19 protein-coding genes are annotated in these 22,373 nt (G+C 49.6%); 4 read left to right on the top strand and 15 right to left on the bottom strand.

Annotated features, from left to right (window positions below; all coding sequences use genetic code 11):
- Nucleotides 1–25: 25 nt before the first annotated feature.
- The 4 genes from JUF22_RS04790 to JUF22_RS04775 all read right to left on the bottom strand — a co-directional run bounded on the left by JUF22_RS04790 (nt 26) and on the right by JUF22_RS04775 (nt 3,224).
- Nucleotides 26–787: a potassium channel family protein gene (locus JUF22_RS04790; RefSeq protein ID WP_203643980.1), complete on the bottom strand. Its 762-nt coding sequence runs from the start codon at nt 785–787 to the stop codon at nt 26–28.
- 182 nt (nt 788–969) lie between these two features.
- On the bottom strand, nt 970–1,407 hold the full coding sequence (locus JUF22_RS13765; RefSeq protein ID WP_236000719.1) for a hypothetical protein: 438 nt from the start codon (nt 1,405–1,407) through the stop codon (nt 970–972).
- Nucleotides 1,404–1,862 carry a Panacea domain-containing protein gene (locus JUF22_RS04780; protein ID WP_203643978.1) on the bottom strand — a complete coding sequence of 153 codons (459 nt, stop codon included), beginning with the start codon at nt 1,860–1,862 and terminating at the stop codon, nt 1,404–1,406. Before JUF22_RS04780 ends, JUF22_RS13765 begins: the two co-directional genes overlap by 4 nt.
- Before the next feature lie 177 nt (nt 1,863–2,039).
- Entirely contained in the window at nt 2,040–3,224 is a 1,185-nt protein-coding gene (locus JUF22_RS04775; RefSeq protein ID WP_203643976.1) for an ArgE/DapE family deacylase, read from the bottom strand.
- A 194-nt stretch (nt 3,225–3,418) separates the two neighbouring features.
- Here JUF22_RS04775 and JUF22_RS04770 point away from each other — a divergent pair, with 194 nt between their 5' ends.
- Entirely contained in the window at nt 3,419–3,928 is a 510-nt protein-coding gene (locus JUF22_RS04770; protein WP_125765392.1) for a YbhB/YbcL family Raf kinase inhibitor-like protein, read from the top strand.
- Between the two features lie 20 nt (nt 3,929–3,948).
- On the top strand, nt 3,949–4,464 hold the full coding sequence (locus JUF22_RS04765) for a universal stress protein (protein WP_164511360.1): 516 nt from the start codon (nt 3,949–3,951) through the stop codon (nt 4,462–4,464).
- Nucleotides 4,465–4,513: 49 nt separating this feature from the next.
- On the opposite strand, the gene JUF22_RS04760 is transcribed toward JUF22_RS04765, so the two are convergent.
- From JUF22_RS04760 to JUF22_RS04745, 4 genes are all read right to left on the bottom strand, one after another.
- Entirely contained in the window at nt 4,514–4,888 is a 375-nt protein-coding gene (locus tag JUF22_RS04760) for an iron chaperone (protein ID WP_308439789.1), read from the bottom strand.
- A 710-nt stretch (nt 4,889–5,598) separates the two neighbouring features.
- The gene (locus JUF22_RS04755; RefSeq protein WP_125765394.1) at nt 5,599–6,378 is read right to left on the bottom strand and encodes a (S)-acetoin forming diacetyl reductase; all 780 of its coding nucleotides are present in this window, start codon (nt 6,376–6,378) and stop codon (nt 5,599–5,601) included.
- A gap of 342 nt (nt 6,379–6,720) precedes the next feature.
- Nucleotides 6,721–8,094 (bottom strand): sugar porter family MFS transporter, encoded by a 1,374-nt coding sequence (locus JUF22_RS04750; protein WP_203643974.1) that lies wholly within the window; start codon nt 8,092–8,094, stop codon nt 6,721–6,723.
- 335 nt (nt 8,095–8,429) lie between these two features.
- A complete protein-coding gene (locus JUF22_RS04745) occupies nt 8,430–9,803 on the bottom strand; it encodes a sugar porter family MFS transporter (RefSeq protein WP_203643972.1) in 1,374 nt (457 codons plus the stop codon).
- A gap of 405 nt (nt 9,804–10,208) precedes the next feature.
- Here JUF22_RS04745 and JUF22_RS04740 point away from each other — a divergent pair, with 405 nt between their 5' ends.
- Nucleotides 10,209–10,490 (top strand): hypothetical protein, encoded by a 282-nt coding sequence (locus tag JUF22_RS04740; RefSeq protein ID WP_203643970.1) that lies wholly within the window; start codon nt 10,209–10,211, stop codon nt 10,488–10,490.
- 132 nt (nt 10,491–10,622) lie between these two features.
- Here the strand turns inward: JUF22_RS04740 and xylB are convergent, their stop codons facing one another.
- Nucleotides 10,623–12,131, bottom strand: a complete 1,509-nt coding sequence (gene xylB, locus JUF22_RS04735) for a xylulokinase (protein ID WP_203643968.1) — start codon at nt 12,129–12,131, stop codon at nt 10,623–10,625.
- 470 nt (nt 12,132–12,601) lie between these two features.
- A complete protein-coding gene (xylA, locus tag JUF22_RS04730) occupies nt 12,602–13,951 on the bottom strand; it encodes a xylose isomerase (RefSeq protein ID WP_203643966.1) in 1,350 nt (449 codons plus the stop codon).
- Nucleotides 13,952–14,474: 523 nt separating this feature from the next.
- Between xylA and JUF22_RS04725 the strand changes: the two genes are divergently transcribed.
- Entirely contained in the window at nt 14,475–16,763 is a 2,289-nt protein-coding gene (locus JUF22_RS04725) for a MucBP domain-containing protein (protein ID WP_203643964.1), read from the top strand.
- Between the two features lie 52 nt (nt 16,764–16,815).
- Here the strand turns inward: JUF22_RS04725 and JUF22_RS04720 are convergent, their stop codons facing one another.
- From JUF22_RS04720 to JUF22_RS04700, 5 genes are all read right to left on the bottom strand, one after another.
- Entirely contained in the window at nt 16,816–18,009 is a 1,194-nt protein-coding gene (locus tag JUF22_RS04720; RefSeq protein WP_203643962.1) for an ROK family protein, read from the bottom strand.
- 287 nt (nt 18,010–18,296) lie between these two features.
- A complete protein-coding gene (gene arsC, locus JUF22_RS04715; protein WP_203643960.1) occupies nt 18,297–18,713 on the bottom strand; it encodes an arsenate reductase (thioredoxin) in 417 nt (138 codons plus the stop codon).
- Nucleotides 18,714–18,880: 167 nt separating this feature from the next.
- Nucleotides 18,881–20,194, bottom strand: a complete 1,314-nt coding sequence (locus JUF22_RS04710) for a replication-associated recombination protein A (RefSeq protein ID WP_203643958.1) — start codon at nt 20,192–20,194, stop codon at nt 18,881–18,883.
- A gap of 64 nt (nt 20,195–20,258) precedes the next feature.
- Nucleotides 20,259–22,013 carry a DUF2075 domain-containing protein gene (locus JUF22_RS04705; RefSeq protein ID WP_203643956.1) on the bottom strand — a complete coding sequence of 585 codons (1,755 nt, stop codon included), beginning with the start codon at nt 22,011–22,013 and terminating at the stop codon, nt 20,259–20,261.
- 12 nt (nt 22,014–22,025) lie between these two features.
- Nucleotides 22,026–22,346, bottom strand: a complete 321-nt coding sequence (locus JUF22_RS04700; protein ID WP_203643954.1) for a nucleotide pyrophosphohydrolase — start codon at nt 22,344–22,346, stop codon at nt 22,026–22,028.
- Nucleotides 22,347–22,373: the final 27 nt, after the last annotated feature.

Here is a 22,373-nt window from a genome sequence, read left to right as displayed (position 1 = left end):
TAGCGCGAGCCTAACCGGGTTCGGGCTATTTTTTTGGCGTTGATTTTTCCAGTCGATCGAGTTGATTCTGTAACTGGTCGACCTTGCCAGTCAGCGTATCAATTTTCGTTAAGAGCGCCGTGATATCCGTCTGTTGCTGCATTTCTTGTGCCGTAGCCGATTGAGAGGCCCGGTCGGCGATAAAATCCGTAATCGTACTGGTCAGCAACCCAATAAAACCAATACCCCCAACCATCAGGAAGCTGGCAATGATTTTACCAAAGGCCGTGTGCGGCGTCTCATCCCCGTACCCCACGGTGGTCGCCGTCGTGATGGCCCACCACAGCGAATCGGCCAGGCTCTGTTTCTCCGTCAGTGAAAAGAGAAAGGCACTCAACACAATGATTGCCACACTAATTGAGAACAAATAGATAAAGCCCGTTTGATAAATGAACCGGTGATAGGCTTTGGTCCATTTACCAGAGATGCCTAACCGCCAGAAAAGATGATGGAACCGGATCAACCGGACTAATCGGGCTAATCGAAAGAAGGCAAAGACCGGGTGTAGCGGGATGATGCCCAGGAGATCAAACGCCGACTGAATCAGGAAAATTTTACGATTCTTGGTGATTATCAGACGCACCAAATAATCCATGGCAAAAATCGCCAACAACCCGTTGGCAATCGCCATCTCGACTGCGTAATTTCCCTGCTTTAAAAAGAGTAACCCAACGTTCAGCACCGACCCCAACGTCAAGGCAGTTACCCCTACGTGATAGGCAATCAGGCCGCGTGATTGCTTGGCCATCGTGTTTCCCTTCCCCCCATGACTTATTTGTTGTCCGACATAAGTTACCTTCTAATATAGTCAGATTCCGTATTTTTTCCAGCCATAATCAGCAATTTTAGTGATTTAGTAAGAAAATAATTGCAAACTTAATGTTTTGCCGAAAAAAGGAACAGATCCATACCACAATCTGTCCCTTTTGCTTATCCATGCTTGTACAAATCAAACGTCGTATCAACGGCCAAAACATAAAATATCGTGCCATTGATTTTGCCAATGACGCGTCCACTCTTAGCTAATCTAAAAATCCACATACCTGCCAGACAATTCTGCTGCCGACCTGACCGCTCAAAGGCTGGGTTAACCGCTAGTTTAACGTCGCTCTCAGCCATATTTTCCAACCCCATGCTCTTGGGCCAGCCGAATACGGTCACCAGATCTGCCGTCGATAAGCGAATGAGTTTCTCGACAAATTTATTTTTAATCGTTTTATCAAAATGCTTTCCACTAAAACCATATTTATCATTTTGCGTGACAAAAGAAAAATTAAAAGCAAACCGGTCATCTGTCCCCTTAGAATGCTGATTCACCCGCGGAAACACTTGCGAATCGCGTGCTAACCGCACGCTCTTTTTGCTCACAGAACAATTTCTCGTTTAAAAAAATCTGCCATTAGTCCCGGCGAAATCACCTGGCTCTGATTAGTCTCTAACCAAGGTGCTTCTTCATGCGTTTTCTTCATTAACTGAATGGCAGACATATCGCCATACGCCTGCCAAACAGCCGTTAAGACCGGTTCAAGCCTATCATCCTGTCGAACTTCATTGTAGTCTGCTAAATCCGATGTTGCCAGTTGCCCAACAATGCTCACTTTTCCAGCATATTTGTCATGAACCGCTTTAATTGCTGGTCCATAACGCCAAGCTAAGATGTCATTCGCAAAGGCCTTTTCGCCATGAATTGCCAAATACGTTCCCTGCACATAATATAACAATTTCATGACCTTCATTTGGCTCAGTTCATCCGCATCGTACTGACGCATCTGTGCATTACTCACGGCTCTGAACCAATTAACTAATTTAAACACATCAGTCATATCTTTTCTCCTTAGGCGTTTCCGTCTGATACCAGTCTATCTAGTATACCTGTTCACTTAGCCTACTGTACACTAAATCCCACCGCTATCGTACCCATCCCCCAAATCATTCTCCACCCAATCAAAAACCGGGCCCAATCAGTTCCTAGTCAACTGGTCGTACCCGGTTCAATTTAGTTAGTTATTGGCAGTTGCGTGCGCGTCCTTTTCAGCAACTTGATCAAAAAAGGCCGGCACTAACTGCTTGTAGACCTCAATGGCCTGCAGATATTCCGTGACGGAGACGTACTCGTCAACTTGATGTGACGTGTTACTCCCGGGACCCATTTCAATGCTGGTGAAATCGCCCTTGGCCCGCAAAAATTCGGCCCCATCATTGGCGCCGCCTGACCCGACAACCTGGGTATCGTGGTCACAGACCGTATCACTGATTTGCTTAGCCAATTGAACCAGTGGTGCCTCAGGATCGCCCGGAATTGCCTCTTCAGGGTAGCTGTAGCTCAGTTCAAGCTGCACGCCATCCTCCTGGTTCAGTTGGGCGATCAAGGCCTCTAGCTCGTCGTAAATGACCTGATTGGGGTAGGCCGGAATCGTCCGCATATTGGCCATCAACTCGGCGTGCGCGGGAATCGAATTGATCTGTTCCCCACCAGAGATCAGGTCGACGTTGTGTAGCAGACCGCCCAGGACGGGATCGGTCTTAGTGTGTTGTGCCATCAGTGGACCCACGGCGTTATAAAATTTCATCAAATTATCAATGGCGTTGATACCCTTCTCTGGGTGCGCGCTATGACTGCCCTTTCCAGTAGAAACGACCTTGTAATCAATCACGCCCCGCGCGGTGTAAACGACGTTGTCGAGGCCACTGGGCTCTGCGATGACCAGGCCCGCTAGGTTATCTGCATAACCCGCATCGGTCAAGGTGGCGGCCCCGTATTCACCGGTTTCCTCGCCGACCGTTGCCAGCAAGCGAATACTTCCGGCTAGTGGCGTGCCCGTTTCCAAAAATTCCAGCATGGTAATGACGATAGCCGCCAGACCACTCTTCATATCGGAAGCGCCCCGACCAAAGAGTTGGTCGCCCACAACTTCCCCGGCAAACGGCGCGTGTTGCCAAGCGGCTTCATCCCCCGCGGACACCACGTCCATATGCCCAGACAGCCCAATCATCGGCCCGTCCGGATTGCCAATCGTCACGACCAGGTTGTCGCGATTTTCTGCGAACGGCACCTTCTCGACCTTGGCCTGTGGATACGAGGCAAACAGGCTAGCGATGTAGTCGGCCACATCGGTTTCGTGGTCGTTAACGGATTTAATTTGAATTAGCTTTTGTAAAATTTCAATTTTCTTTGCGGGCGTCATGGGCGTCATCCTTTCTCGGAACCAAACTTATTGTTATTCATCATACGCCCGTTAACCAAAAAATCAACCAATTTTTGTAATTTTATTACTTATATCCATTTTATACGCATTTTTATACATTATTAATGAATATTCGCGGAACAACCACCTCCTGCGGTATAATAATGTTAAGGATTGATCATAGGAGGGGTTTTATGAGAATTTTTGTGCCAACCGAAAACGGCTTCTTAGCCGACGAATACAGTAAGCACGCCACTGGCGACGACGTTTACGATGGGACGCCCGTCAAGTCGTTCCCTATCAGCCTATCCAAGATTCCCAAGAAAACACAGACCATTGCGCTGAACCTCATCGACTTCGATGCCGTTCCCGTCAGTGGCTTTCCGTGGATTCACTGGGTGGCCGCGAACTTCCCTGGCACCACGCGTGAAATTACCGCGGACGTGTCCCGGACGAACGCGATTCCCCACGTTCACGGTCGCAACAGTAATGCCGGTTCCCTCATTAATAACACGGACCCAGCTATTTTCCAAAATTATACGGGTCCTTTCCCACCGAACGGCGACCACGATTACAGCCTGACCGTCTACGCCCTGAACACCAAGCTAGACCTGGACGAAGGCTTCTGGTTAAACGACCTGCTCCATCAAATCAACGGCCACGTCCTGGACACCGCAACGATTACGTTACGCGGACGAGTTTAAACTTAAAAAGAAGGCTAATTATGGAACAGCACTATACCAACATCCTGGTTCCCGTAGACGGTTCAGTCCAAGCGGAACTGGCCTTAAAGAAGGCGGTCATCGTTGCCCAACAAGACAATGCTCACATTGACCTCTTGAATGTCTTACGCATCAACCATTACGGCTTCTATGCAAGTGGTTCCATGCCCGGTGGTGTCATTCACGATTTGGTCGCGGATGCGACGTCCTATTTGGATTCCCTGGTCCAAACGACCCGCGCGGCCACTGGCTTCAAAGATATGGCCATTCACGTGCGTTTCGGCAATCCCAAGACGGTTATTTCTCACGAGTTCGTCACCGACCATAAGAACGATTTGATTGTCATTGGGGCCACCGGGATGAGCGCCGTTGCCCGGATGGTTGAAGGCTCCGTCACGGCTTACGTTAGCCGAATGACGGCGGTCGACGTCTTCGTGGTCCGGACCGATGAAAATGGTTTGGCCATTGATGCCTCGACGGTTGCGACAAAGAACAAGAACCAACCCAAGTTCTCTTAAAAACGTTAAAATTCCCCGCTAGCTGTAAATTGGGCTAGCGAGGAATTTTTTATTTACGCCAAAATGTTGTAACGTCGGCCTTATCGGCAATGTTAAAAGCAATAATTTGTTTCAGCAGGTCGTAATCCACGTCCTGCGTCCATTTGATGCGCCCGAACTTCTTGCCCGGATTATAGTTTGCGGCGGCAATCTGGTCGGCAAATTGGGCCATCACGGGGCCTTCCGGAGCGAAAGCCATGTGCGCCTTGGCCACGCTGAAACCAATAATGAAGGTCCCATGGTCGGTGAACATCGGCTGGTTCCAGGCAAACCGCTGCTCTAGTTGTGGGAAGGTGTCCTGGACCCAATTCAACACGGTCCGTAAACGGTCTTGGTGCGCTGGATCATCAATCTTGGCGATATATTCTTCAAATTCTGCAATCATGCTTTCACCCCTAAACGGTTAATCAATCGTCCCTATTGTACCATGGTTTTCCGGGGGAATATTGCCGCATTAATCGTCAATTTGGGCCTTTACATCTTCAATACATAAACCACACGCAATCATTATATAAGCTTGCTACAATGAACCTCGATGATACCTAAGGAGGCCTCATCAATGTCTCAAACCAACACACCCAATCTCATCGAATTAGTTTTGCTGTCCCTTCTCCTGGACGGCGGCAGTCCCAGTCTAACTGCCGCCGTCCAAGAACTCCAATCAAAGTAGTGCCAAAAACACCTGGCAACGTCCTTACCCTCCGTTGCTAGATGTTTTTGTTTGCGGTTTATGGGGACTGGTTTTGGGGGACAATAGGTGTTGGGGCAATTTATCTAACCTTACATATTATTCGGGATACTGTTCTTCTTGCTGTTAGGGTGTGCTGCTGACAATTTTGTTTAACTGCCATCCGATTAAATCGCTGGTTTTTCTCTCGCCGTTATATCCAGATCCTGGCAGCTTCCGAAACGTGCTCCACGAGCCAGGTCCCTGTGCTTAACCCCGGCTAAGCAATGACCCAAGCCCGGGGTCATCACTTAGCCGACGTTAATGCTCAGGACCTAAACGGCTCGTTCCGCACTCTTATACAAAAAAATCACCACACATCTCTGCGTGGTGACCTTACCAATCAATCTTTGTGAATCATTAAATGTTTAGTGGAATTGCATCCCGCCGTCAACTTCGAGAGTTTGACCGGTGATGTAATTTGAATCTGGACCTGCTAAGAAGGCAACACCATTAGCAACGTCTTCTGGTTCTGACAGACGGCCTAAGGTAATGTCCTTAGCAAAGGTTTGCATACCCCATTCGTCGTCTTTACCAGCGTTTTGACCAACCTTGTGGGCAATGTCAAACATCATTGGCGTCTTAACGATCCCAGGTGCGTATGCGTTAACCGTAATTCCTTCGGCAGCTAAGTCACGGGCAGCAACTTGCGTAACCCCCCGGATGGCAAACTTAGTCCCACTGTAGAGGGCCAAGTTAGGGTTCCCGACAACACCGGCTTGAGAAGTAGCTGAGATAATCTTCCCACCATGGCCGAGTTCCTTAAATTTAGCGTGAGCAGCTTGAATCCCCCACAGAACACCACCAACGTTAACGTGGTAAACTGTGTCGAATTGTTCTTGGGTGATCGTGTCGATTGGGGTAGTTGGGCCAAGGCCGGCGTTGTTGACGATAACGTCAAAGCCGCCAAGCTTTTCTGAGGCTTCCTTAACTGCCGCAAAGACACTGTCGCGGTCGGAGACATCCGTCTTGACTGCAACGGCTTTTCCACCATCAGCTTCGATAGCAGAAGCAACCTTGTTGGCATTATCTAAGTTCAAATCAGCAATTGCAACTGCGAAACCGTCGCTAGCTAAGCGCTTAGAAATAGCTTCACCAATTCCTTGTCCGCCGCCAGTAACCATTGCTACTTTTCCATTTGATGCCATGTGCCATTCACTCCTTCAGAATAAGTAAATTTCCAGGTACGTTCTTATCATAACGGAAAAATTATGAAAAGGAAAGCGATTGCACCATATTTTGTGAAAAAATGTTCATTTATCACATGGTCGGTCAGTTAATCCGGCTCAAATCCGGTCCCATCGCTATATGCGGTGTTAAATAGTTTGTTAAATTCATAGTTTGCTCACTTAAAAAGGCCGTCTCTGCGCCGATAGCTTTCTGAAAGACTTCACCTAGAATTTTCTGGTTGAACCCCCTACGTAAAGAAACCGATTCATCAAAAAGAGCCCGACAACAGTGTCAGGCCCTCAGTTAGTTACCTATTTAACTTACTTCGTTGCACTCAAGGTCGTGGTTTCTTCGCCAGCCTTTTCCCGCAACGTAGCTTCGATATCTTCCAAAGAACGGTTCCGGGTTTCGAAGACCTTCTTTTGGACGAACCAGATGGAGACGAAGCACAGCACACCGTAACCGATGAACAGGCTCCCAGTCCCAAAGAAGTCCAACAAAGATGGGAAGGTTAAGGAAACGATCATGTTCGCCGTCCAGTTGATAACGGACGCAAAGGAGTTCCCTAAGCCCCGAATATTCAATGGGAAGACTTCCCCAATCATGACCCACATGACAGGACCCCAAGTAGCGGAGAAGAAGGCAATGTAGATGGTCAAGGCAATCACGGAAATGATGGCCGCCGTTTGCGAACCGCCAGAGAACTTCATCCCAAAGCTCATGACGAACAGGGAAATCCCCATCCCAACGGCACCGATGTTCAACATCTTTTTCCGGTCAATCTTATCCATGATGGTCACAGCAATCGCGGTCACAATCACGTTGAAGACCCCAATCCCAATGTGGGCCAGCAAGGCGGCGTCCACACCGAAACCAACGTCAGTAAAGATAGTTGGCGCGTAGTAGAGCACCGTGTTACAGCCCATGACCTGTTGGAAAATAGCCAAGCCCAACCCGATAATCAGTGAAGGACGAACCATCTTCCCAAACAATTCGGACCAGCCACCGCTCACAATTTTAGCTGAGGCCTCAATGGCATCAACTTCCTTTTTAACGGCAACTTCGTCATGCTTATTCATGGTTTCAAGGACTTCACGTGCTTGATCCATATGGCCTGATTTGACCAAGAAACGGGGACTTTCGGGTAAGATCAACCCACCCAAGAAGAGCAAGGCCGCTGGAATCGCAGCGAAACCGAGCATCCAACGCCAGCCGCTGTACATGCCAGAAAAGCTGTAGTTGGTGATGTAGGCCAAGAGAATCCCGCTCATGACCATCAGTTGGAACAGACTGGAAACGGTCCCCCGTTTGTCAGCGGGTGAGAGTTCGGCCAGGTACGTGGGAATCAAGGCTGAGGCAGCCCCGACGGCCATCCCTAAGATAATCCGTGACACAATCAGCGTCCAGAATTCGGGTGAGAAGGCAGAGCCTAACGCCCCGATGAAGAAGATAATAGCAGATAACAGTAATAATTTCCGTCGGCCGTAACGGTCAGACGATGGCCCGATGATGGCGGCCCCTAAGATGGCCCCTAACAGGACGGCACTCACGACCCAGCCCTGTTGCCAGGAACCTAAATGCATTTGTTTTTGAATAAATAAGATGGCTCCGGAGATGACACCGGTATCGTACCCAAAGAGTAATCCACCGAGCGCACCGAAGAAATAGACAAATCCGGTTGAAACTTTTCGCATAATCTCGCTCCTTATGCGGCCCTTAGCCGTTGACGTAATAATTTCGAGAATCTTGTGGTGTTCTGTCAGTTAGGAATCGGGCAACCAGCTGTCTCGCAGTCTGGTTTCTGGATTGGTAGCGTGGCAAACGCCTATCTATGTGAATAAGTGTAAGTTGACATTCCAGTTGGTTGATTGTCGCAACCAACCATGACAATTATGTTATCACATTTTGTTGATTTTTGAAAGCGTTTTCTGTTTAACGGTTTATTTTGTAATAATTCAAAATGGCTGCCCGAAAATTGCGAACAGCCATCCCTAGATTTCAAACGCCTACAGTCACGTGGGTGTTTAGATTATTTAACTGTACTCAGGTCACTAGCCGTCTCGCCAGCCTTTGCCCGCAGTGTCGCTTCAATGTCTTCCAGCGAACGGTTCCGCGTTTCAAAGACTTTCTTCTGGACGAACCAGATGGAAGCGAAGCACAATACGCCGTAACCGATGAACAGACTTCCCGTCCCGAAGAAGTTCAGGAGGGCTGGGAACGTCAGGGAAACGACCATGTTCGCGGACCAATTGATCACACTGGCAAAGGAGTTGCCGAGTCCCCGGATGTTGAGTGGGAAGACTTCCCCAATCATGACCCACATCACGGGACCCCAGGTTGCGGAGAAGAAGGCAATGTAGATGGTCAGCGCAATCACAGAAATAATGGCTGCGGCTTGTGAGCCACCGGAGAATTTCATCCCGATACTCATGACGAACAGGGAAATCCCCATCCCAACGGCCCCGATGTTTAACATCTTTTTCCGGTCGATCTTATCCATGATAGCCACCGCAATCGCTGTGACAATCACGTTGAAGGCCCCAATCCCGATGTGGGCGAGCAAGGCCGCGTTCACCCCGAAACCAACATCGGTAAAAATGGTTGGTGCGTAGTACAACACCGTGTTACACCCCATGACCTGTTGGAAAATCGCCAGGCCCAACCCAATGATCAGTGATGGCCGGACCATCTTGCCAAACAGTTCGGACCAGCCACCATTTTTCATCTGAGCTTGTTCTTGAATCTGATTCAGTTCCGCGTCAACTGCGGCCGTATCGTGTTTGTTCATGGTATCCAAGACGGCCCGCGCTTGATCCGTGTGGCCAGTCTTCACCAGGAACCGAGGACTCTCAGGCAGAATCAACCCGCCCAAGAACAGCAAGGCCGCGGGAATCGCTGCGAAGCCCAACATCCACCGCCAGCCGGTTGGAATGCCCGCCCAGGCGTAATTGGTGATGTAGGCCAGCAGGATCCCGGTCATCACCATCAGTTGGAACAGACTGGAGACCGTCCCCCGTTTGTCAGCGGGAGATAATTCGGCCAAATACGTGGGAATCAGCGCCGAAGCGGCCCCCACGGCCATCCCGAGAATGACTCGGGAGATGATTAGCGTCCAGAATTCTGGCGCCAACCCGGAGCCAATGGCCCCGATGAAGAAGATAATAGCTGATAACAATAACAGTTTGCGCCGTCCATAGCGGTCAGAGGATGGCCCAATGATGGCGGCCCCCAGGATTGCGCCCAAGAGCACGGCACTTACGACCCAGCCCTGTTGCCAGGAACCCAGGTGCATCTGCTTTTGAATGAATAGAATTGCGCCAGAGATTACCCCGGTATCGTACCCAAAGAGTAAGCCGCCCAACGCGCCAAAAAAATAAACAAATCCGGTCGAAACTTTTCGCATAGATTTCGCTCCTTATGTGGCTTTGCGCCATAAATTCTTAAGTCGTGACAACGTATGTGGAAGTATAGCTGAACATGTAAGTTGGTTTTGCTGTTGGTTGGTCGGATAAACCAACCTCAGAAAGTAGAATACCATCTTTCGGTTTATTTTGAAAGCGTTTTCTTTTAAAAATATGAATTTCACCTTATTTGCCGAGTTTCTGAAAGCCATCGACCACTCGCTAACGTCAGGCTTAACCCCTGCTTTAGCGGTTTACGAATTTTCCCAAAATCTCAGTCAAAAATTTTCCATGAAATTGGTCTAACCAGGCTCAGTCAGTCTGCCTGCTTCCCACTAGCTGCCTTCACCTTCTGAGAGCGTTCTGCTACACTAGAGGTATGGGGGAAATTTTAGGAGGAGACTCACATGAAAACCACAACACCTTTACTGGTCCTTTTCGATCTATGGTGTCTTTTAGCCATTGCGCAATTGCCACTCATCTATAACATGGACGATTTTTACAAGCCACTCATCAACTACTTAATCATTCTAGCAATCACCTACTTTGCCTTTCACGGCTTTATCGCTGACAACCGGGGCGTGAATCGCATGCATACCGTGGCTTGGGCGTTACGTTGGCTCGCACTGGGCTTAACTTTGATTGCCCTCGCCGCTACTATCGTTAGCCAGTCGCTGCACTTAATTTAATTGACACAGAGGGCTCGGGATCTTATTCCGGGTCCTTTTTCATCGCACGACAAATACCCGAACCGACGTCATTGTCAGTTCGGGTATCGTCTCTATTCAACAGCATGTTGCCAGTCGCCACTGACCAGCAGGCTACAGTTCGGCCTTCCGGTACGCGAGTAACTGCGCACTGATGCTCTTGGTTTGTTGATAAACTTGCTTGTAAATCGCATGCATTTTGGCATACTTCTTGACGTTCTCAGGGTTTGGTTCGTAGGCCTTGCCGAAGTGCACGAAGGTTTCGGCACAGTCTTGAAGCGAGTCAAACCAGCCCAGACCGGTGGCCGCAATCATCGCAGCCCCCATCCCTGGCCCCTGTTCATTGGTCAGGCTGACCACTTTACGGTTAAAGATGTCGGCCTGAATCTGCAGCCAAAGTGGGCTCTTGGCCCCACCACCAATGGACACGACCGTATCGAAGTCACCGCCATTTTCCTCGTAGATATCAAAGAGATCTCTAAAGGAGTAGCTGATACCTTCCAGCACGGCGCGGACAAAGTCGTAGCGTTGATGCGTCCCATCGACACCGGTGAAACTCCCCCGGATATCAGCGTCCGCGTACGGCGCCCGTTCACCCACGATGTACGGCGTGTACAGCAGGCCATTGGCTCCAACCGTAGACTTGGCAGCACTCGACACGAATTCTGTAAAGTCTTCGGCCGGCGCAAAGGTCTTCTTAAACCAGCTCAGCGAGTAACCAGCGGCCAAGGTCACACCCATGGAATAGTACTTGTCAGGAATGGCGTGGTCCTCAAACTGCAGGACGCCATGATAGTTCACGTCGGCATTGTCTTCGTATTTCAGCACAACGCCGGAGGTCCCGATACTGGAGAGCACCATGTTCGGGTGTAAAATTCCCGCACCCACGGCCCCGGCAGCGTTGTCGGCGGCCCCACCAAAGACCTTGGTAGCGGTCGTCAATCCAGAGAATTCAGCGTAAGCGGCCGTGACCGTTCCCGCAAAGTCCACCGACTTAATCAATGGTGGGCACATGCTCATCGGAATGTCGAAGGTGTCACAGATTTTTTTGCTCCATTCGCCCTTGGCAACGTCGAGTAAGACGGTCCCGGTGGCATCGGAGTAATCCATGGCGAGGTTGCCGGTCATCCGGTAACGCACGTAGTCTTTTGGCAGCACAAAGTACTTGGCCTTAGCCCAGATGTCAGGTTCATTTTCCTTGACCCACAACAACTTGGTCAGCGTAAAGCCTTCCAGCGGTTGATTCCGGGTGATGTCCACAAACTCGTCGCCCAATTTGGCTTCAATTTCTTCGCGTTGTGGCGTGCTCCGGGTATCGTTCCAGAGAATGGCCGGGCGCAGGACCTTTTTGTTTTCGTCCAACAAAACTAGCCCGTGCATTTGACCAGAGTAGCTCAGCCCTTCGATGTCTTCGGCGGCCAGGTGATCGTTTAAAATCAAGCGCACGATGGCCACGGTCGTTCCAGAAACCCAGTCCTCTGGATTCTGTTCGTTGTAGCCGGGTTGCTTCTGGATCAAATCGTAATCAAAACTTTCTTGGGCAACAATTTGCCCGCTATGGTCGAGGGCGGAAACCTTGACGGCACTGGTGCCGAGGTCCACGCCGAGTACGTACTTCCCCATGGGTTATACCTCCTAGATGGCTTTTTCATTTGGTTTAGTTCTTGAATTGTGTCAAACACCTCGTTGGCAGCGCCTCCGGGGTAGTGAAAATGAGACCGGGACGCTGTGGGCGAACGTCTGGAGCCATAGAGCGGTCTCCAGACTTATTTTGAGCCTCCAAAAACGAGTCTCAAAACTATCAATTCTCTAACCAGCAAGGACCGCTGCTAAGAGAATTCCCACGGCTAGGCTCATTTTCACCACCCCTGCGGCTAACGGGTGTTTAACCCAACAAAACTCATCGCATTTCACTTATTTATCGACTAACTGGTTGTTAGATTGGTTTAAACTAGCCAATCAGCTAGCCCTATTTTACCGAATTGTGTTTTTTAATGACACTTGCCCACGCACAATCCAGTCACGAAAATTGGCGGACGAACACACCGTTCGTCCGCCAATTTAATGTCAGTTATTTCGTATTCAACTGAAGATTACTTGCTAAGGGTTTCAACGATGTAATGGTTGATCGTGTCCTTAACTTCTTCAAGGTGATCTGAGTGCGTAGCAGCAATCAATTCTGATTGTGGCTTGTCGATAGCGTACTTTTCAAGGGACTTGAAGTCAGCCTTGCCGCTTTCGATGTCAGCACCGACACCAGATTCGTATGAACTGTAACGGTCAGCCTTCAAGTTGTCCAAGAAGCCGTCTTCCTTCATAGCAGCAGCAACACGCAGGCCGGCAGCGAAACTGTCCATCCCAACGATGTGGCCTAAGAAGAGGTCTTCTGGGGCAAATGATGAACGACGAGGCTTAGCATCGAAGTTCAACCCACCACGAGGTCCGATGCTGCCGTTTTCAACAACTTCGTACATTGCGGCAGTGGTTTCGTACAAGTTAGATGGGTATTCATCGATATCCCAGCCGATCAGCTTGTCACCTTGGTTGGCATCCAATGAACCGAGCATGCCGGCTTCACGAGCAACGCGAATTTCGTGTTGGTAAGTGTGACCAGCCAAGTTGGCATGGTTCCCTTCAAGGTTCAACTTGAAGTCTTTCTCCAAGTCGTATTCCTTCATGAAGGCAATCGTGGTAGCGGCATCAAAGTCGTATTGGTGCGTCGTTGGTTCCTTAGGCTTTGGTTCGAGCAGCATTTGAGCGTCGAAGCCAATTTCATTAGCGTAGTCCTTAGCCATGTGGAACAACTTAGCAGCATGTTCTTGTTCTTGCTTCATGTTGGTGTTCCAGAGTGATTCGTAACCTTCACGGCCGCCCCAGAAGACATAGTTTTCGGAACCGACACGCTTACCAATTTCCAAACTGTGCTTCAATTGGGCAGCACTGTAAGCAAAGATATCAGCGTATGGAGAAGTCCCGGCACCTTCGACGAAACGAGGGTTGGTGAACATGTTTGAGGTGTTCCAGAGAACCTTCATGCCAGAAGTCTTTTGGTATTCAACGATCTTGTCAACAACCTTGTCCAGGTTAGCGTTAGTTTGACGTAACGTATCGCCTTCAGGAGCTAAGTCCCGGTCATGGAAGCAAAGGTAGTCAACGCCTAATTTGTTGTAGAATTCAAATGCAGCGTCAACTTTAGCCAAAGCTAAGTCCATTGGGTCGGTGTACTTGTCGTAAGGACGTTGTGCAGTCCCGTCACCGAATGGGTCGACTAAGCGTTGATCAAAGGTGTGCCAGTAAGCTACGGCAAACCGTAACCAGTCTTTCATCTTTTTACCAGCAATAACTTCTTCTGGATTGTAGTATTGGAAACCTAAACCTGATTTTTTATCTTGATGGCCGACGTATTGAATCTTGTCGACGCCTTTCCAGTATTCTTCAGTCATAATTTTATAATACCCTCCTAGTTAGTTCGTTGCGACAACCAACTTACAAATCCTAGTATACAATCTTTTTTCGTTATTGCAAGCGTTTTCTTGAAGAAAGTTGAAAAACTTTTTGGTAGGCGTATTTGGGTGATTCGTGGACTAGCTTTCGAAAGCTGATTGGCAAACCGGCGAATCTGACTGACACCCGCAGGCTGATCGTTTTTCTTCTATTTGTTTAGCCACACGCCACCGATCGTGCAATTAGTTAATTTAGCTAAATTAGCGTCACAAAGCCGTATAAGGGCATGTCCTTGTACGGGTGATAAATACTACTATGACAGCTTATGGCCACTAAAGACGTTGAGGGTATTTTCATATAATAACTATGTTTAACTTTTATTAGTATACGGTAGATTTTATTTCAACTACCCGCTATACTAGTGACAAATGGTATAGCTTAGCAACCGATAAACGTGGGCAATCATTCCCCGTCACCATTGATTATCACAACGATTACACAGTCATTAAAGGAGGAACTGTCATGTTAGGTACCGATAATCATTCAATCCACTACAAGATGTACAAAAGTGGCAAATCATGGGTCTTCGCTGGCCTCATTTCAGCTGGTTTGTTATTAGGCTTCGGTGGTGAAACGGCCTTCGCCGATACACCCGCAGATTCTGCCGCACCACAGGCGGAACAAGTGAGTCCGGAGAAGTCAGTCGCGCAACCATCAAGTCAAAATGACCCTACTACTCTGTCTAAATCTGATTCTGGTCCAGCCCCAGTTCAATCTCCTGAAGACAACAATCCGACTGAGCCTAAGGACAGTCAATCAGATAACGACCCTGCACCTAGTGATGAGCCTGATAAAAACATTACCCCACAAGATAATGAAGAAGCGAATCCTTCAAACTTACATAAGAACAACTACAGCACTTCCGGCGTCACCACTGATTCACTTAATAAAACGCCAGGAGATTCAGATGTTTCGTCGATTAAGCAAACCGCTCCGAAACGACCACAACCACGATTAGCTATGGCACCAGGCGCGCCAACTCCCGCTCCAGCAGCGGCTCCGGTTGCCGTAACTGCGCCCATTGCTGAAGACGATGAGTCGATTGATGTTTGGATGCCGAATAAGACTTTACAGGCCTTAGTTGCCAACCAACTGCATAAATCTGTTGATAGTTTAACTAAAGATGACATGGCCAGCCTCACCACCTTAGCCGCCACGCATAAACAATATAGCCCAAACGTTTTTGTTAATGCTACCGATTCTTTCAACCTTACAGGATTAGAACTGGCAACCAATTTAACCTACTTGGACCTCTCATTTGACCCAAGCGTTGACTTTCTTAGTCTCCAAAGCGGTACCCGTTCATATTGGGGTGACGTCACTTCTCTCGAGAAGCTTGCTGGTTTAACCAATCTGCAAACGCTGATTCTTGCCCACAATCGAATCACAGATATTTCACCTCTTGGGAACCTTAAGAATCTGAAAGTCCTAGATTTATCGGATAATCAAATTTCAGACTTTTCTATGCTAGATGCCTCTCAATTTACTAATTTGTCCATTGATAATCAGCTCGTCACTCCGGATACTGTTCATTTTATTGATCCCCAAAATCCAACCCTCACACTATCACAATTGATGAAGCTACCTCAAAACTTTAATGGCCAATATAAACAACCTTTCGATCAGGATGCTAGATATGCCCGATACACACGATTAGAGTCAGAAACTGCTACCTCCGCAAATACCTTAACTGGTAATATGCTCTTCTACCACTCTGGAACAGTGCTTACTGATTACAAAGTACTTGACGATACTGGCACCGTCCAATTCACCAATATTTTCCCGCAAAATGACGGTTATATCATCAATTACAGTGATTGGACTGACATTTTTGAATATCCAGATGTCACCCCCATTCAGCACCCTTACCAGTATTATTTACGGGCCAATCTTCAAGTTTCCTACACCCCAACTGGAAGTACTAGTAAAAAGAATGTCCACTTCACCGTCTTCATTCCCTATACAAATCCTAAATACCTCACCGTCCACTACGTCGATAAGACTGGCAAATCCATTCAAACCGACAAAATCATGACAGGCAAATTCATCAGCGACACTTATGACCTGACTGCCGAACAAACCAGCGTTAAAGGCTACACCTTCGACCACGCGGATGGTAAGCTAACCGGTAATTTTACCGCCAAACCATTGACAGTAACCTTGTACTTCACCAAGGATCCGACGAAACCCGTCACGCCCGTCACCCCGCCAGTCGTCACGCCAACCACGCAGACGACCGTGACCGCTCACTACGTTGACCAAAATGGCAAGACCATTCACGCCGACCAGGTCCTGACCGGCCACGCTGGTGACAGCTACAGCACGACGGCCTTTACGATTCCAGGTTACGACCCCACGACGACACCTGAAAATGCCAGCGGCACGTTTGGCGACACCGATACGTCCGTGACCTACGTCTACACCGACCACACTTCCGGAAACGGCGTTGAAGTCAACATTGACCCCGTCGACCCCGCTCAGCCAGCTAAGCAAGAACCAACAACCGGCGACCAGGCCGCAACCATTCACCATCCCGGAAGCACTAATCAAAAAGGTGGCGCAGCCGTTCGGGTTCCAGCAACAACTTTAACTAACCAGAATCCGGCAACTCCGGTTAAGTCAGTCGCCACAAACTCAGCTAGCAAAACGACACTTCCTCAGACCAGCGAACACCGCGTCACTCCACTGCTGGGCATTGCCCTTCTACTGGGAACGTTTCTGGGATTTGGCTTAAAACGCAAACAACCTTAAGCGCAACCACAAAAAAACTTGTCCACACACTAACTGGGGACAAGTTTTTTATTTACGCTGTTTCATCGGCACTCGGCCGTTCAAAGTTTAATTCATAGTGATCCAAACCTAAGACACGGTGCGTAATCAAGGAACAACCGCCCAAAACCGTGGCCAGACGGGCATTTTGCGTCAGGTTAATCGGCACATCATTTTGTGCCAAGCGTTGGTAAACGCCCCGAATCTGCGTCAACAAATCAGGAATTTCTTCCACTAAAGGTGAGTTCAGGAAGAACGCATCGGGATCGAGCGACCGCATCAAGTTGTAAATCAACCCGCCAATCGCCGTGGTAAACTGCGTCAACACCGCAATCGTATCCATGTCGTGCTTTTCGTACAACGCGACGACCCCGGCTCGGTCTAAACTAGCCAAGCCCTTTTTATCCTCAATTTCCTGGATAATGGCGTCTTCGGAACTGATATCTTCGGCGTGAACAGGATGCGGATTACCCGCGCCATCCTGGGCAATGCTGACCACGGTTTGGCCAATTTCACCGGCATCGCCGTGTTCGCCCCGGAAGAGGTCGCGTTTTAAAATAATGCCGGCCCCAATTCCGCGGTGAATGCTGACGGTGACGGTACTGTTGAGGTCCCGGGCACCGTTGAAGTCGCGTTCGTAAACGGCAGCCAGATTGGCTTCGTTTTCCAAGACGACGGGCACCTGGTAGGCGGTCGTGAAGACCTGTTCCAAATCAACGTCTGCCATCTCAATAAACGGCGAGGTCTGGACTTGGTTGTCCATCACGATACCGTGAATGGAGAAGCAGATGCCCAGTAATCCGTGGCTCGTGGTGCTTTCTTGGTCCCGGTCGTCCAGGTACTGCTTGATTTGGTCCAGCATTTCGTGGATGGACTGGCCCTGCGTTTCAATCCGGTCGTACTTCCAGACGTGGCCGTCCAAGAACGTGACCAGCGCGTGCAAGTGGCGGTATCCCAAGTCAAACGTGACCGTGTATCCGTAATCCCGGTTGATTTCCACCAATGTCGGCTTGCGGCCGCCCGCGGTCGAGGCCTCACCCAGGCCCAGCTCTCTCAAGTAACCGGCGGCCATCAGGGTGTTGTACAGTGATGAAATCGTGGACTTGTTTAGGCTTAACTGGTGAGAAATCTCGATCCGCGAGGTGGGATGGTTATTAAAAATTTGCTGCAGGACAAAACTTAAATTTTGGTCGTGCAGTTGATTCCGATTCATGCTTCGTTGCACCATTTCGTCCCCTCCTCTTGGGTCAGTAAATATCATTACGTTGGACCATTGAGAAAACCAACTAACCGTGTTCATCGCAAATCCTGAATTAACTGGTTTTGCAAGCGGTAACAATCACGCTATCATGGTTTAGTGAACCAACTAACTTCAGTATCACCTACTCATCGTCAAAATTCAACCATTTTTCAAAATTTTCTGTCTACCCACGAGCAATTCACCGGTTTCTTTGTTAACTGGCCAAAAGAAGCCGCCAACAGCAGGCTGTCGGCGGCTTCAGTCAACTTATTAAATTAAGACAGTTCTTGAATCAATGCGGACACGCGCTCCTTGATCTCATCACGAACCTGGCGGAAGACGACCAATTGCGCGGCTTCATCCCCGGTTGCTTGCGCGGGATCACGCAACGGCCAGTGGCGACGTTCCACGGTCGGCGGGGTCATTGGGCATTTGTCACGAGCATCCCCACACAGCGTGACCACCACGTCACTGCTGTTCAGATAGTCCGTATCGATCAGCTTCGATGTGTGCTGCGAAATGTCGATGCCGATTTCAGCCATGGCCTTCACGGCTAAGGGATTGAGCCCGTGCGTTTCGACACCGGCACTGGCAATCGTCCAATCAGCGGGTGCTAACGCTTGGGCAAAGCCTTCCGCCATTTGGCTCCGGCAGCTGTTTCCGGTACAGAGAAAATAGAGTTGTTGGGACATGGTGAACCCTCCTTGGCGCGTTATTTTCTCCAGTATAATCGAAAGATCGGTGGTTTACGACCATTAATTTTCTATCCAGCAATACGCGCATTAAATCCTGGCATACCGCTACTTATGCCACCAAAAAAAGACCAACCCTGGCACATGCCGGTCGGTCCTAAAATCTCCTATTGATGCTCCTGATGCCACTGCTTAATGTAGGCCAGCCGCTGTTTAAAGCGCCCCTCACGTCCTTGCTCAGTGGGCTCGTAATACACGTGACCCTGCAGGTCGTCCGGCATCGTCTGCATGTTAGTCAGCTTAGCTTCGGTATCGTGGGCGTACTGATAATCCTTACCGTAATCCAAATCCTTCATTAACTTGGTCGGCGCGTTACGAATCTGGAGCGGCACTGGCTCGTCGCGCGTTTCTTTGACATCCTTCTTCGCGGCTTGCCGGGCCTTATAAATGGCGTTGGACTTGGGCGCCAGCGACAGGTAGGTCACGGCCTCGGTCAGGTGAACGTCACACTCCGGCATCCCTAGAAACTGGCAGGCTTGAAAAACGTTGATGGTCACGTTGAGCGCGTTGGTATCGGCCAAACCAATGTCTTCACTGGCAAAGCGTACCAGCCGACGAGCAATGTACAGGGGGTCTTCACCACCCTCTAGCATCCGTGACAACCAATAGATGGCCGCGTCCACGTCGGAGTTACGCATCGACTTGTGCAGCGCGGAAATAATATTGTAGTGTTCCTCACCGCTCTTATCGTAGAGCACAAACTTCTGGCTGATCAGCTGTTTCAGGTCGTCCATGGTCACGGTGATCTGGTCACCCTGTTTGTCACCATTCAACACCGCCATCTCTAGTGTGTTCAGGGCATTCCGCGCATCCCCGTTGGCAAACTCCGCGATGGCCCGCAGCTCATCCGACCCAATCTTGACGTCTGCCTTGAAACCATCGGGGTTCTGCAAGGCATTAGTCAACAGTTGCGTGATGTCACTGGTCTCCAGTGCCTTGAGCACGAAGACCTTACACCGCGACAACAGGGCCGAGTTCACTTCAAATGAAGGGTTTTCGGTCGTGGCCCCAATCAGGATGATGCTTCCCCGTTCCACGTAAGGCAGAAACGCATCCTGTTGGGCCTTGTTAAACCGGTGGATTTCATCAACGAAGACGATGGTCTCCTCACCAATTTCACGGTCGCTTTCAGCCTGGTGCATGATTTTTTTAATCTTGCTGATGCTACTGTCGACGGCACTAAAGCTCAGAAACTTGGCCTTGGTCTGGCGGGCAATAATCTCGGCCAGCGTGGTCTTGCCCACACCCGGCGGCCCCCAGAAAATCATCGACGAGACCTGGTCATTTTCAATCAGTTCCCGCAGAATCTTCCCGGTGCCTAGCAGATGCGTCTGACCCACAAACTGGTCCAACGTCCGCGGCCGTACCCGACTGGCCAACGGCGACTTCTGTTGGCTGGCAAACAACGACTCTTGTTCCACGTGAAACACCACCCTTTTAGGTCTATGATAACCCGTTTGGCCGATTTACAAAAGTCATTAAAACCTATGATTGCGCGGCCAACAGCGCGGCACGCAGGGCATCGTCCACTGCATAAATATAGAGACCGTTGACGCCCCGCGTTAATAAGACATTGAGCTCGTTGGGCAATAACTCTTTATCCACGTAGACCTTTTCACCATTAGCTAACGTCCGTCTGGTCGTGGCCTTTTGGTTTTGACTGGCCTTTGGATCGAACACCACGTGCCCATCGCGGTACTTGACCGATGGGCCAATGATGACGCCACTATAGTTCAGGTCGAATCCCTGAATCGTAAAGGTCGACCCCACTTCGCCAATCGTTTGGTCCTGTTCCGCCCAAGCGAGCCGTTTCATCCGACCGCGTTGTTGCTTGGCCGGCTTCAATTGGAGGTTCCACGGCAGCGATAACTTGCCGACCGTGACCCGGTAGAGTTGACCATCCTTGGGTGGCTTATTTTTATACGGCCAGTCGAAGGTGGCTAACATCCGTGACAACCCGTGTTCCTTGGACTGGGCCTTGGCTTGAATGGCCTGGTACAAGGCGACCGGGTCATCAAAAATTTTTAAATCGTAGCTCGAATCCGCTGGAATGGGATCCACCACGTGTCGTTCGATAAGGCTGGTCAACCACGTCTGGGTGGCCTCGCTCGCATTCATTCGCAGCTGCTGCTTAAACTGAATCCAGTTGCCCTGCTGCTTCGCGTGGTGTTCAAGCTTGTGAATCTCATTGGTCGTCAAATAGCCTTCCCGACTGAGAATTTGCTTCTTATCAAAGACGGCGACCACCACCTTGGCCCGGGCCAAAATATCATCCAGCTGATTTTCGCCCCTATAGGACTGTTTCCCCTGCGTCCAGAGTAAATGGGCTTCGTCGACCAGCACGACATCCACGCCCGCCGCAGTCTGCTCATTATTGATAAACGCCGTTGGCTTGCTGACATTGGCCGTGTTCATGCCTAACTTCGCGGCGATATTTTCGTAGACCTTGACCTGCTCGTTGTGGTTGACCAGCAGGTAGCTATTCGCCGTATTAAATTCGGAATAGTTCTTATCCTCACCCAATTGCCAGAGCTGGTAGAACAGCGAACTGAGCAGAACTGTTTTTCCGGAGCCCGCTTCTCCTTCAACTAAAATCAGTTGATGCCCCTGAGGCACATGCAGGGCAGCTTGAATTCGCCGCAAGATCAGTTCTCGGGCATGGTCCTGTTCCTTGGTCAGTGTGTGAAACGGCGACGCTTTAAACAACGCTGAGTCACGTACGACCTCTTCAATCGGAAAGAGTTCCGGATCAAAGTTATGTAGTTTCCGCCAAATGGCTGAAAAAATTTTATCTTTTTCCTTGAAGGTGTAGTACTTGTTCTGCTGATTTTCCCGGCGGTTATTGAGTTTCTTAACACTTTCGACGCCGGACATGTAGAGCATCATGTTGTTTTCGATGTCTAGCGTTAATGATTTGTTGAAATGGGGATGCCCAATCACCAGTAATTGTGACGCGGAGCTTTCTGCCAGATACCGCCAATCCTCACGTCGTAACGGATCATCCTCCAGGTGTTGTCGCGTCCGCTGCTCAATATTATTGGTCTCACCGACATATACCTGATAAGCGTGCGGCTTTTCTTTGTCATAAACGATGTAGACGGTCGGGTATTCCAGGAGTAATTCCACCCGATTGCCGGCCACTTTCTTTTGAATATCCGTCAGCCCTTGCCGACTAAACGCGACCTCCTCAACCACTGGCTGAGGTAGGCCTGCCGCCTCCGATTTAGTTGTGTCTGCCATCCGCGTCCCTCCTTACTTTTGGTCGAATTTCCAATGCCGCTGCACATTGATTTCGTGCTTCTGTTGGACCAACTCGTTGGGCTGAACCCCCAACTGATCACACATGTAATACAGGTAGGTCAGGGCGTCAGCCATTTCTAATTTCAAATCGGCGGTTTGCTTATCAGAGAATGTCGTTTGGCCATCCTGCCACAGAAAAATTTCATTGATTTCCGCGGCCTCCACTGACAAGGCCCGGGCCAACGCCGGCAACGTATGATACTTTCGCCAGCCCCGCGCATCCCGAAAATCCCGAAGTTCCTGAATCACCTGTGTGTAGTCTAAATCAGCCATGCGCCAATCCCCCTCGTTCCCTTTAGT

This window comes from Levilactobacillus lanxiensis, from assembly GCF_016861655.1.
In the GTDB taxonomy this organism is placed as follows: domain Bacteria; phylum Bacillota; class Bacilli; order Lactobacillales; family Lactobacillaceae; genus Levilactobacillus; species Levilactobacillus lanxiensis.
The sequence above is the reverse complement of the archived record's forward strand: the minus strand, read 5'-3'. Positions and strand labels throughout refer to the sequence as shown.